The sequence below is a fragment of the Lacipirellula parvula genome (assembly GCF_009177095.1).
Lineage (GTDB): Bacteria > Planctomycetota > Planctomycetia > Pirellulales > Lacipirellulaceae > Lacipirellula > Lacipirellula parvula.
The window spans coordinates 2,309,109-2,321,403 of sequence record NZ_AP021861.1 but is presented as its reverse complement, the minus strand read 5'-3'; the positions used below and the strand labels follow the sequence as shown (position 1 = coordinate 2,321,403).

Annotated in this window: 8 protein-coding genes; 4 read left to right on the top strand and 4 right to left on the bottom strand. The window is 61.9% G+C overall.

Features of this window, described 5'->3' with window-relative positions; all coding sequences use genetic code 11:
- The first annotated feature begins 100 nt into the window (after nt 1–100).
- On the top strand, nt 101–970 hold the full coding sequence (locus PLANPX_RS09055) for a nitrilase-related carbon-nitrogen hydrolase (RefSeq protein WP_152098418.1): 870 nt from the start codon (nt 101–103) through the stop codon (nt 968–970).
- Nucleotides 971–979: 9 nt separating this feature from the next.
- Here the strand turns inward: PLANPX_RS09055 and PLANPX_RS09050 are convergent, their stop codons facing one another.
- Together PLANPX_RS09050 and PLANPX_RS09045 are read right to left on the bottom strand one after the other, a co-directional pair.
- Nucleotides 980–1,591: a hypothetical protein gene (locus PLANPX_RS09050; protein WP_198421865.1), complete on the bottom strand. Its 612-nt coding sequence runs from the start codon at nt 1,589–1,591 to the stop codon at nt 980–982.
- Nucleotides 1,592–1,645: 54 nt separating this feature from the next.
- Entirely contained in the window at nt 1,646–3,238 is a 1,593-nt protein-coding gene (locus PLANPX_RS09045; protein WP_152098417.1) for an NCS1 family nucleobase:cation symporter-1, read from the bottom strand.
- A gap of 342 nt (nt 3,239–3,580) precedes the next feature.
- Between PLANPX_RS09045 and PLANPX_RS09040 the strand changes: the two genes are divergently transcribed.
- From PLANPX_RS09040 to preA, 3 genes are read left to right on the top strand one after another with little or no spacing between them, the layout of a single operon-like run.
- A complete protein-coding gene (locus PLANPX_RS09040; RefSeq protein WP_152098416.1) occupies nt 3,581–4,948 on the top strand; it encodes an aspartate aminotransferase family protein in 1,368 nt (455 codons plus the stop codon).
- 46 nt (nt 4,949–4,994) lie between these two features.
- Nucleotides 4,995–5,378 carry a GxxExxY protein gene (locus PLANPX_RS09035; RefSeq protein ID WP_152098415.1) on the top strand — a complete coding sequence of 128 codons (384 nt, stop codon included), beginning with the start codon at nt 4,995–4,997 and terminating at the stop codon, nt 5,376–5,378.
- Nucleotides 5,379–5,428: 50 nt separating this feature from the next.
- Complete coding sequence (gene preA / locus PLANPX_RS09030; RefSeq protein ID WP_152098414.1) at nt 5,429–6,559, top strand: NAD-dependent dihydropyrimidine dehydrogenase subunit PreA; 1,131 nt, start codon at nt 5,429–5,431, stop codon at nt 6,557–6,559.
- A gap of 92 nt (nt 6,560–6,651) precedes the next feature.
- Here the strand turns inward: preA and PLANPX_RS09025 are convergent, their stop codons facing one another.
- Both PLANPX_RS09025 and PLANPX_RS09020 read right to left on the bottom strand, forming a co-directional pair.
- On the bottom strand, nt 6,652–8,280 hold the full coding sequence (locus PLANPX_RS09025; protein WP_232536344.1) for a serine/threonine-protein kinase: 1,629 nt from the start codon (nt 8,278–8,280) through the stop codon (nt 6,652–6,654).
- 483 nt (nt 8,281–8,763) lie between these two features.
- Nucleotides 8,764–12,222, bottom strand: a complete 3,459-nt coding sequence (locus PLANPX_RS09020) for a hypothetical protein (protein WP_152098413.1) — start codon at nt 12,220–12,222, stop codon at nt 8,764–8,766.
- Between the last annotated feature and the right edge of the window lie 73 nt (nt 12,223–12,295).

Genomic DNA, 12,295 nt, shown 5'->3' with positions numbered 1-12,295 from the left:
CGTGGGTAACACGATATGATACCACCCGAGCCAAGGTTGCCCAGTCGCGGCGTGGACGACCCCGGCGTTCCCTTTGTATGAATTCAGTAGGAGCTACGCGATGCCTCGCACTGTCCGCGGCGGTTTGATCCAAGCCACTCTCTGCGAATCAGCCACGGCGCCAGTCGCCAAGATCAAGCAGTCGATGATCGACAAGCACCTCGCGATGATCGCCCAAGCCGCCGACAAAGGCGCGCAGGTCGTCTGCCTCCAGGAACTCTTCTACGGCCCCTACTTCTGTGCTGAACAGCAAACGAAGTGGTACGACCTCGTCGAACGGATCCCCGATGGTCCGACGACGAAGCTCATGTGCGAAGTCGCCAAGAAGCATGGCATCGTCCTCGTCGTGCCGATTTACGAAGAGGAAATCTCGGGCCTCTACTACAACACGGCGAGCGTCATCGACGCCGACGGCACGTACCTCGGCAAGTTTCGCAAGATCCACATCCCGCAGGTGAACCCCGGCTTCTGGGAGAAGTTTTACTTCCGCCCGGGCAACCTCGGATATCCGGTGTTCGACACCGCCGTCGGCAAGGTCGGCGTTTACATTTGCTACGACCGCCACTTCCCCGAAGGCGCCCGCTGCCTCGGCCTCAATGGGGCTGAAATTGTCTTCAATCCCTCGGCCACTGTCGCCGGCTTGAGCGAATACCTGTGGAAGCTCGAACAACCGGCCCACGCCGCTGCCAACGGCTACTGGGTCGGCGCGATTAACCGCCCCGGTTGGGAAGACCCGTGGCGGATCGGCGAGTTCTACGGCCAAAGCTACTTCTGCAACCCGCGCGGCCAAATTATTGCCGAGGGCTGCCGCGACAAGGACGACATCGTCATTGCCGACATCGACATGGACCTCATCCGCGAGGTGCGGAACACGTGGCAGTTCTACCGCGACCGCCGGCCGGAAACTTACGGCGCGATCACGGCGCCGTAGTCAACTCGTTCACCCCTGGGGATCGTCCAGCAATTCTTGCAATCGCGCCGCCAGGTCGGGAGTGAAGCGAGAGGGCCAAGCAGCGTCAATGAGACCGACGTCGATCAGATCTTGAAGGTGGACTTGGTCCTTACGGCGGAACGAGGTGAGCTTCATCCGCACGAGCGGCTCAAGGCCGACCAAGCGGTACGCCTCGTTCTGCTCGCTGCTCGACAAGTCCGGCGCTGCGGTCGCATATCGCGGGTCAACTTTCTCACCCGCGAAGAGAATATGAATGGCACTCCGGGGCTGTCCCTCAGGACCGTCGAGAAACATGTGGACGCCGTGGACTTCCTGGTAGATAAAGCCGGCGCCTGCCATAGCAAGCTTCACGGCGTCGAAATCGGCTCGATTGACCATCAAGTCGACGTCGACTGTATTTCTCGCCGCACCTGGATCAACCGTCGACACCCAAGCCGCCACGGCATTACCGCCGACAACGGCGTAGGGAATGCCGGCCGCTTCCAGCGCCTGCGTCGATCGATGCAAACGTTCGCGCACTTGCTCCACGGCTAACACCATCCTTTCCAGGACGTCGCTGCCAAACGAGACGACGGTCGGCGTTGGTTGGGCTGTGCTCATAAATCGCTGGGAGTCGAAGCTGCCTCAATTATAGCAGACGCGAAAGCCCCCAACTTAGCGCCGAAACTTTCGCCCAAACGTCAGCATCAACGCCAGGTACGAAACAAACGCCGCCCCAAAGCTCGTGAACCATGCGTAGCTGTAGAGATCGCCCCAGATCGACGGCCAAGTCTCGGCGCCTTGCGGAGCGTTCAAATCGCCGGCCAGCCAGATGTAGCCAAGCTGCGCCATAAACCCCGGCACGCACAGCGACATGCCGAGCAGCAGCGACGCGAGCGCCAGCGGATTGATGCCGTTCACGTACCAATACGGTCCGTTTTTGCGATAGAGCCCCGCCAGGTCGAGCTGCATCCGCCGCAGCGCTACGTAGTCGGCAATCAGCACCCCGCCCACGGCGCCCAACAGCAGCGAATAGCCGACGAGCCACTTGCCAATGTACACGTCGCCGTTGGCGACCAAGTGCCACGGCTGAATGAAAATCCCGATCACGCCGGTGATGAACCCGCCGATGCGGAACGAAATCTTCCGCGGCCACAGGTGGGCGAAGTCGTTCGCGGGGCTCACCACGTTGGCCGCGATGTTCGTCGCCAGCGTGGCGATCGCCAGCGAAACCATCGCCACGATCAGCACCGCGCGATTCTCAAACAATGACAGCAAGAAGACCGGGTCCCACAGTTTTTTCGCTTGGTCCGCCGGCAGGTTTTTGTAGATCACCGTCGCCGCCGAGGTGACTGCCACGCCAATGAAGGAGTAGAGTCCCATCGTCGTCGGCAACCCGATGGCCTGCCCCAGCACTTGATCGCGCTGCGAACGCGCATAGCGGCTGAAGTCGGGAATGTTGAGCGCGAGCGTCGCCCAGAAGCTCACGTTGCCGGTCAGCGCGAGAACGAAGAAGCCCCAAAACTTCCCTGCCTTCACTCCCCCTTCGGCGAACTGCGAGGGCCGCGTCAGCATCTCGCCGAATCCGCCGGCCGCGTCGTACGCCCACGCGAGCAGCGCCAGCCCCAGGACGATCAGCAGCGGCGCTTTCACGTTCAGCAGCAAGCGAATCGACTCGATTCCCTTATAGATGACGAACATATTCACCAGCCAGAATGCCAAGAAGCACGTCAGCTGGGCGCCGTTGATTCCCAAGCCTTTACTCTGCGGATCGCTGACGTCTGCGAACAGCAGCGGCAACTCTCCCCACGCAGGGAAGAACTCTTTGAGCAGCGTGTAGATCGCCTCGCCGCCAATCCACGTCTGAATGCCAAACCACCCGCATGCCACGAGCGCTCGCAGCAGCGCCGGCACGTTGGCGCCGAGGATCCCGAAGCTTGAGCGGCAGTACACAGGAAACGGAATGCCGTACTTCGTCCCCGCGTGAGCGTTCAGCACCATCGGAATCAGCACGATGACGTTGCCGAGAAACACCGTCAGCACCGCCTGCCGCCAGTCCATGCCGCCGTCGATTAGCGAGGACGCCAACATGTAGGTCGGAATGCACGCCGACATGCTGATCCACAGCACGGCGATGTCGCGCATCCCCCATCGTCGCTCGGTCCGCGTCGTCGGCGCCATGTCGTGGCTGTAGTAGGGCGACTGCGAAAGATCGACGCTGGTCTCGACCAAGCCGTCGACGACCGACTGCGACGCGGGGGCGGACATGCACAGAATCCTTGCGGACGAAGTGAAACCAGAAATGACATCGCAGTAGGACGTGCACGAAATTATTTGTGGGAGGCGTCTCCGACGCCGATTCCGCTCACCACCACAAGCCACTGTGGTGGTGCAGCGTCGCTTCGGGGTCAGAGACCCCTCCCACAAACTTCTTGTGCAAAGCCACTGCAGCAGGTTGCCGCCAGTTGTTGCGGCTCTCAGTAAATATCGGCTGGCTCCTCAGGTCAACGCCGAACAACACGGTTCGACCAGCGAAATTCTGTAGTATCGAGCCGTTTAAGCCGCTAGAATCAGCGCAGCAACCCGCCAACGCCCACCGAGAGCCCCGCCGTGCCCACCGAATCTCGCGCTTCGTTGCCGATCATCGACCACACGCCCGCCCCCTACGACGGGCCCTCGAAGTCCGAAGTCCTCGCCCTCCGGCAGCAGTACCTCACGCCGGGGCTCATCACTTACTACCGCGATCCGCTGCTGTTGGTTGAAGGCCACATGCAGTACCTGTGGGACGAGACAGGCAAGCGGTACCTCGACGCCTTCGCGGGGATCGTCACCGTCTCGGTCGGCCACTGCCATCCCGACATCGTCAAGAAGGTGCAAGAGCAAGTCGGCAAGCTGCAGCATGTCACGACGATCTACCTCCACCCGACGATCGGCGAGTTCGGCCAGAAACTCGCCGAGCATTTCCCCGACGGCAGCGGCCTGACGCAAACCTACTTCACCAACTCCGGCAGTGAGGCGAACGAGATCGCCATTCTCTCGGCCCGCGAGTTCACCGGCAACCAAGAGGTGATCAGCCTCCGCAACTGCTACCACGGCGGCACGCAGGCGACGATGGCCCTCACGGCCCACAGCACCTGGAAGTTCAAGCAGAACCCGACGATCAACGTCAAGAACGCGCTCGCCCCCTACTGCTATCGCTGCCCCTACGGGCTCGAATATCCGAGTTGCGGGCTGAAGTGCGCGAAGGACGTCGAGAACGTCATCAAGTACGAAACAAGCGGCCAAGTCGCCGCGTTCATCGCCGAGTCGATCCAAGGCGTCGGCGGCGCCGTGACGCCGCCCCCCGGCTACTTCGAGATCGTCTACGACATCGTCCGCAAAGCGGGCGGCCTCTGCATTGCCGACGAGGTGCAAAGCGGCTTCGGCCGCACCGGCGACCACTTCTGGGGCTTCGAAAACTACGGCGTCACGCCCGACATGGTGACGATGGCCAAGGGCATCGGCAACGGCGCCCCGCTCGGCGCCTGCACCACGCGGCCTGAAATCGCCGCGATGATGAAGAACCGCATCCACTTCAATACGTACGGCGGCAACCCGATCTCGATGACGCAAGGCCTCGCCACGCTCGAAGTGATCGATCGCGATCAGATTCAGCAAAATGCCAAGAACATCGGCGAGCACTTGAAGAATCGCCTGCTGGAACTGCAAGAACGTCACCCGCTGATCGGCGACGTCCGCGGCAAGGGCCTGATGCTCGGCGTCGAACTCGTTCGCGATCGCAAGACAAAAGAGCCCGCCAACACCGAAGCGGCCGACGTCATGGAACGGACCAAAGAACGCGGCCTGATCATCGGCAAAGGCGGCCTCTTCGGCAATACGCTCCGCATCAAACCGCCGATGTGCCTCAACAAAGACGACGCCGACTTTCTGGTCGATTGTCTTGATGAATGCCTTGCTCTGACCGCAAAACCTAATTGACCGGATTACAGGATAGGCTGGATTAACGGGATGAAAAGGCCGACGAATGGTTCATTCGGAACTAACTGAGCGAATCATTCGATGTGCATACGAAGTCCACAATACGCTTGGGACGGGATTTCTGGAGTCGGTTTACGAACGAAGTTTGCTGATTGAGCTGAGACATGCAGGACTTCGTGCACAGCAACAAGCCCCTCTGGACGTTTTCTATCGTGACGAAGTCGTCGGGCAGTTCTTCGCCGATATCATTGTTGAAGACAAAATAGTCGTCGAGTTGAAGGCGTGCGAACGTCTTGCCAAAGCACATGAAGTTCAGTTAGTGAATTACTTGGTAGCGACTGGCTTGCCTGTCGGCCTGCTGATGAACTTTGGCGCCGAGTCCGTCGAGGTTCGCCGCAAAGTTCGTGACCTTCCTGCGACATCCTGTTAATCCAGCCAATCCAGTCATCCTGTCGATTAAGCAACGATTACCAAACGACAATGCCTACTCTAGAAACCACCGTCGACGGCCTGAAGCTGCCTAACCCCTTCGTCATCGGCTCGGGCCCGCCAGGGACCAACGGCAACGTTATTGGCAAGGCCTTCGAAGAAGGCTGGGGCGCCGTCATTTGCAAGACGATCAGCCTCGACGCCGACAAGGTCACCAACGTCCAACCCCGCTACGCGCGCCTCCGCGCGCAAGGTTCTGACGAAATCATCGGCTGGGAGAACATCGAGCTCATCAGCGATCGCCCCTTCAGCGTTTGGATGGATGAACTGAAGGCGGTGAAGGACAAGTACCCTGACCGCATCCTGATCGCGTCAATCATGGAAGAGTTCCGCAAAGATGCCTGGGTCGAAATCGTCGAACGCTGCGAAGCGGTCGGCGTCGATGCCTTTGAGCTCAATTTCTCCTGCCCGCACGGGTTGCCGGAGCGCAAGATGGGCTCGGCGATGGGCGAGAATCCCGAGATTCTCGAAGAAGTCTCCTGCTGGGTGAACGCCGTCGCGACGAAGCCGGTGTGGGCGAAGATGACGCCGAACGTCACTCACATCGAAGACCCCGCCCGCGCCGCGTTCCGCGCCGAGTGCGAAGGGGTGAGCGCGATCAACACGATCCGCAGCGTGCTAGGCGTGAACCTCGACACGCTGCGGCCTGAGCCGAGCGTTGAAGGTTACACTACCCCCGGCGGTTACTCTTGCCGCGCGGTGCTGCCGATCGCGCTGCGAATGGTGATGGAGATCTCGCAAGTCATTCGCAAGGAATTCCCCGGCCGCTCGATCAGCGGCATCGGCGGCGTCGAGACCGGCGAAGACGCGGCCCAGTTCATCCTGCTCGGCGCCGACACCGTGCAAGTCTGCACCGGCGTGATGAAGCATGGCTACGGCATGATCAAGCCGCTGTGCGAGAGCCTCCTCGCGTTCATGGAAAAGCACAAGTTCGAGCGGATCGAAGACTTCCGCGGCCACAGCCTACCGTACTTTACGACGCACGCCGATCTCGTGAAGCGACAAGCCGAAGCCCGCGCCGCCGCGAAGGCGAAGCACGATGCGGAGAAGATGATTCGCGCCGACGATCAATGGCGCGGCGATGACTTCGTCAAACAGAGCGACGCCCTCGCCCGCGGCTAGCATTTCCTAGCCCCGGGCTCCGCCCGGGGGTCGCGCACCACGCCGTGGAACGTCGCCCCTACTTCACGCCACCCCCCGGGCAAAGCCCGAGGCTAGAACACGCCGAGCAGCACCGCCGCGACGATGCCGATTACGGCGAACACGCCCACGCCAATCGCGGCGAACACCCACGCCGGCGGGCCATAACTCGGGCCTGAGAATCCGGGCGGCCGCAACGGATCGAATTCCCCTTCGCGTCGCTGCGGACGCACTTTCGGTTGCGAGGCACGGGCGGCGTCGAACTCTTCCTCGAAGAGCGACTTCACCTTCTTCGGCTTCTCCGGCGGCTTCGGCGCCGACGGAGCGGAGCCGTTCACCGTCGACGATGGCGACGGGGTTGTCGTTGGCGGCGGCTGCGGAATCACCACCTTCTGCGGCGGTTCGTCCTCGAGCAACGCGAGTTCCATCTCTTCTTCCGGCTCGGGCCGCACCGGCACGGCGACGACCGCCGGCTTGCGTCCGCCGCTGCCCGAAGGCGGCGCCGGCGCGCGATTCCCCGAGTCGTTCCCGACCTTGCTCATCGACGCCGCGAACCGGCGGAAGACGTCGCTGCCAAGTCCGCCGCCAGCACCCGACCCGCTCGGGTCTTTCCGCTTGCCGCTGTCGCCGACGGCAATGCCGCGGTCCGCGAGCCATTCGGTCAATTGCTCGACGACTTCGTTGGCCGTTTGATAGCGTTCGTCAGCCCGCTTGGCCATCATCCGGTTGCAAATGCTCACCAAAATCGACGGCGCGTCGGGGCGATCCTTCAGAATGCTCGGCGCTTGCTCGACCTGATGCTTCAGCAACCGCTCCGAAATCGTCCCTTCCGGAAAGGGCGGATGCCCCGTAAGCAGGAAGTAGAGCGTGCAGCCCAAACTATAAATGTCGGCCCGCGCGTCGGCCTTGTGGCTATTGAGCGCCTGCTCAGGCGCCAGATAGTCGGCCGTGCCGAGCACGTTCTCGTTGTTTTCGAGCGTGAGCGACGCTTCGTCGTCGATCAGCCGCGCCAGGCCCATGTCGAGCAGCTTCACGACGTCGTGCTTCGTGACCATGCAGTTGGCCGGCTTGATGTCGCGATGCACCAGCCCCATCTCGTGGGCATGGGCGATGCCTCGCGCCACCTGAGCAATGTAATCAGCCGCCCGCTCATAGCCGAGCGGGCCATCCTCTTTCACCAGCACGTGCAAATCGCGACCATCGACGAACTCCATCACGATGTAATGGGTCTTACCATCGTTGTCGATGTCGTAGACCCGCACGATGTTCGGGTCGTCTAGCTTCGCCGCGGCACGGGCTTCGGTGCGGAAGCGTTCGAGGTAGGTCGAATCTTCCACTCGGTTCGAGGGCAGAACCTTGATCGCCACCTTCCGCTTCATGAGCATATGCTCAGCGAGGTAGACCTGGCTCATCCCCCCTTTGCCGAGATGCCGCAAGAGCTTGTACTTGCCGAGCATGAAGCCCTTGTGCTTGCCGGCGAGCAGTTTCTCCGATTGCCATTCGGTGAGGACCCCGGCCTCCACCATCGCGGCGGCAATCGGGTCGGCATCTTCCGGCAGGCGATGGCCGTTCTTGGCGGCGACGGCGCCAAGCGCCTTCGTCAGCTGGTCTTCCTCGACCAGCTGGCTGCGTCGCACCAGATCGATAAATTCGTTCGCCGTCATGACTTGGAACAGCCGTGGGAGCGCGAGGGGCGTCGGCACGCCAGGGAATCAGCGCGTCCGCACGCAGCGTGCCGACGCGCCGGCCGCGGCGTAGAACCGCTGGTCGAGCCTCTCGAGCGAGATAAGTTGTCTCTGTCCATAGCGACGCCCTGAATACGGGTCCGCACGGTCGTTGCCGCCTCACTTGCAACGGTTCGCGGGAGCTGGCTCCGCCTCGGTGGTCGCCTCAACTCCCATCATAGCATGAGGTTATTGCTCCGACCAGCAATGCCAGCGGACGGTCTCGGGGGCCCGCATCCGCGTCGAATTTATCGACGGCCAAGGCAGAGCCCCGCCGAAGTCGACCGATCGGGGCTGAGTCCGCCGCGGAGAATGGTTGGTAAACCCGAAGGTCGCCTGCCAAACCAAGCCTTCGCCGCTCCAGCGGGAATCGCCAGACGGCTGCATTCGAGCCCTACAACCGGCCTTCTCGGGCATCGCTCCCCGCCGTCGTCGCTATGAAGCGACGAGCTCGTCGCCGGCTCAAGCGCAACGGCTCCGCCGCGTCGCTCGCCGAATGCAGCTCAGCATGCCGAATAATCCGGTCAAGCCGAGCGTTGCGGTCACCGGCTCAGGAACCAGGCCGTAGTCCCGCCCGAACCGCTCGGTCCACACTCGTAAGTCGTCGTCGTTGACGACTCCGTCGTAGTTGCCGTCCGCCGCGAGGTTGCCGCTGAGTGACGCGGCTTCCCACACGCGGCGATCTCGATCGTCAACCACTTGGTCGCCATTGTAGTCGCCCGGATTGAAGACGCGGGTGACAGTCAGATGAGCAGACGGCGAGAAGTAGCCGTCGACGTCGATCAGGTCGCCGTCAGTGTTCAGATCAAATGCGAACGGCATCCCCTCGGCCAAAGTCCCGGCGAGGACGAGGTCGCGTGCGTCGATCGTTCGTCGCTCGCCGATCGCCAAATCACTCAGAGCACTTCCTCCGAGCGACGCATCGATTACGAACAAGTTGAATTCCTTGGCAAAAACTTTCAGCGGTTGCCTGAACCGCCCGCCCGAAACATTGGTCTTGGAGCCGAACATCAAGAAATCGCCAGCGAACATTCCTCCCGAGATGCTGATATCCGAATCATATCCCCCTTCCAGTGTACCAGTAATCACGCCGCCTGAAATCGACGCGCGACCGCCTCTAGAGGCTACAATGCCTCCGATCGTGCCGCCGGAGACGTTGATGACGCTCCCCTCCCACGAGACGAGAGCCCGATAGCCGGCGTAGCCATCGACGATAGGCATCGTTCCTCCCGACACGTTGATAATTCCGCCGCGGTAGGCGTTCATATTTCCAGCCACCTTACCGCCGCTGACGTTGATCACTGCTCCGGCGAAGGCGTCAGCCTTCCCCAATGTTCCGCCCCGTATGTTGACGACGGCGCCAGTTGCTTCGAAGTTCTCGCCCACCGTGGCGCCCTCAAGGATTTCGACGATGGCGCCATGATGAGCGTTAAAGCCCTTCGGAATCGATCCGCTTCCGCCGACGACGAGCTTCTGCCCGGTGCGAATGCCGCGGGGAGCGACGCCTGCGTCAATCTGAATGACTGCGGGGCCAATTGACGGCAATTCGACGACTTGCAGTCGCAGCGTCGAGGCCGCGACGGAGTCGAGATCGGAGGGAGAGAGCGCGAAGGGCGAACCATCGGCGAGTACGCCCGTCAGCACTGCATTCGAGTTCGGAAAGACAAAGGCTCCGGTCGCGCCAGGAGCGCTCAATTCTGCGATCGGAACGCCGTCGACGGCGAACTCCCCTCCTTCGAGCCTGACGTTGCTTCCCGCCATAGTCTGAAACTTACCGCCGATGGCTCCCCCTCGCACGACGACCTGGGAATTGTTGTTGGCTGTGAACTGCCCTTCGATGGCGCCGCCGACGACCTTCAACGTTCCGCCGCTATTCGCGGTGAGTTCTCCGCCAGTCACGCCGCCCAGCAGGTCTAACTTCCCGCCGCTGGAAACAGACGCGTACCTCACCCTGCCGCCGCTCACCACGGCCTGGCCATTCTCCTCAACATTCAGCGCATTGACCGCCCCGTCGAATAAACGAACGTCGCCGCCCTCGACTCTCACATCGGCCGCCGCGCCGCCGTGCATGGCCAACTCGCCTTGCACGGTGAGCCACCGATCAATCTCGCCTCCTTCGATTCGAAGTTCGCCTCCGGGCTCGACGGTAGCGTATTGCCCGATGCGGCCAGCGGTCAGCGCGGCCTGCCCATCGCTCAACACTCGTAGTTCGTTGCCAACGGAACCTCCGTCGACGCTAAGCGTGCCGCCCGGGTGGACGAAAGCGCTGGGCCCTAGCGTCCCTCCCTGCACATGAACCGCTCCGCCGCGGATGATGTCCGCTCCGGAGCCGATCGAACCGGAAGCCAGCGTCACGATCGCGCCCGCGGCAACGTCGAATCCATGCCCAACGCTCCCGCCAGTGACGTTGACGATAGCGCCGACGGCTTCAAAGCCGTTCCCCACCGTTCCGCCCTGCTGAATGTCGACGCGACTGCCCTGGGCAGTGCGCAATTCGTCGCCGATGACGCCGGGGACATCGACGACCAGCGTCTGCCCGTCGCGAACAGCGGCGATCGGACCGTCGACGGAAGCTGTCAGGCCGCTCGGCCCCGCGTTGGGAAGCGGCGCAGCCCGCAGGCGCAACGTTCCATCCGCGAATTGACTCCCTAAGTAGTCGGTTCGCGAGATATCGCTCGAAGAGAACATGAACGGCGTGCCATCGGCGAACACCCCGCTGACGACGGATCCCAGCGGAACGTTGACTTCGCGCTCCGCGCCAGCGACTTCCAATCCCTCGACAAGTTCGCCGTCGATGCGAAGTTCCCCGCCCGCCAGGGTCATGCGATCTCCGGCAGCAGTCCACACCCCCTTCCGAATCACTCCCCCCGAGATCTCAACCGTTGAGCCAGAGACCCCGGCGATCGATCCGCCGGAAACGATCGCGGTGGCGTCGCTCGCTCTGATGCCATAGTAGAAGTATCCGCCCGAAACGTGAACTTGTGCACCAGACTCCGCCCTCAAGCCGCCGACAACGATGCCTCCGGAAATGTTCGCGACGCCGGCGGAACTGATCGTGGCGCGGTCGCTCAAGTAACCTCCTGACATATTCAGCGTGCCGCCGGAGAACGTCGGGGACCAGTCCAAGGTGCCCCCGGTCATGTTCACGACGCTCCCCTGATCCGCTTGGAGATACGATCCAATCTTGCCCGCGCTCAGATTGACGACGGAGCCGGCGGCAATTCGCGCGCCCCCCAGGCTTCCTCCCATCACATTCACGGTGGTTCCGACCATTTGCGCCTGGCTCACGGCGCCGCCCGCGTGAATATCGACGACGCTCCCGTAGTCAGCGTTGAGCGCGGCGACCAATCCGCCGTCGTGCACGATCAACCGTTGATTCGCATACAAGTTTGCCGGCGCCGCGTCACCGGGAACGTTGATCACGGCCGGAGCCGTCGCCGGAATCGGCGCGTACTGCAGTTGCGTATTCCCGCGCAGCCACCTTCCGGAGAACATGAAGTTCGTTCCGTCGGTTAAGGTGCCGCTCAGCGTCGACGTCATCGAGAGCGAGATGGGCGTCAAGTCAGACGTCCCGAAGCCAGGCGCCAGTTCGCCGTCGATGCGGAAATTGTTGCCGACGAGAATGAAAGTGCTGTCGTATTTGAACCAAGGGGAAGCGTCAAATAGCCCGCCGGACAGCCGCACGACGCTGCCGCTGTTCGCTTCAAACGTAGTGCCCATCTTGCCCCCCGACATATTAAACGTCGTTCCCCGGCCTGCTGTCAGGCCTGTCCCGACGTATCCTCCGTAGACGTTGAGTTCGACGTTCGAGCTACCTACCCAAGGAGAGCCCAGCTGGAAATAGTTCGGAAGCGATCCTCCCTCGAATAGATTCAACTGCATGTTGGAACTGAGAAGCGACGGCGCTTTTTCAGCGGGCACATTGAAAACTCTCCCGAAGTCGCCGAAGCATAGACGAGATCCAGACCACGCGATCAAACTCGCAAGTAACAAA

Excerpts from the sequence above, each read along its gene's own strand:
- PLANPX_RS09055 (WP_152098418.1), top strand. The coding sequence starts at position 101 with ATGCCTCGCACTGTCCGCGGCGGTTTGATCCAAGCCACTCTCTGCGAA.
- PLANPX_RS09050 (WP_198421865.1), bottom strand. The coding sequence starts at position 1,591 with ATGAGCACAGCCCAACCAACGCCGACCGTCGTCTCGTTTGGCAGCGAC.
- PLANPX_RS09045 (WP_152098417.1), bottom strand. The coding sequence starts at position 3,238 with ATGTCCGCCCCCGCGTCGCAGTCGGTCGTCGACGGCTTGGTCGAGACC.
- PLANPX_RS09035 (WP_152098415.1), top strand. The coding sequence starts at position 4,995 with ATGGTTCATTCGGAACTAACTGAGCGAATCATTCGATGTGCATACGAA.
- preA (WP_152098414.1), top strand. The coding sequence starts at position 5,429 with ATGCCTACTCTAGAAACCACCGTCGACGGCCTGAAGCTGCCTAACCCC.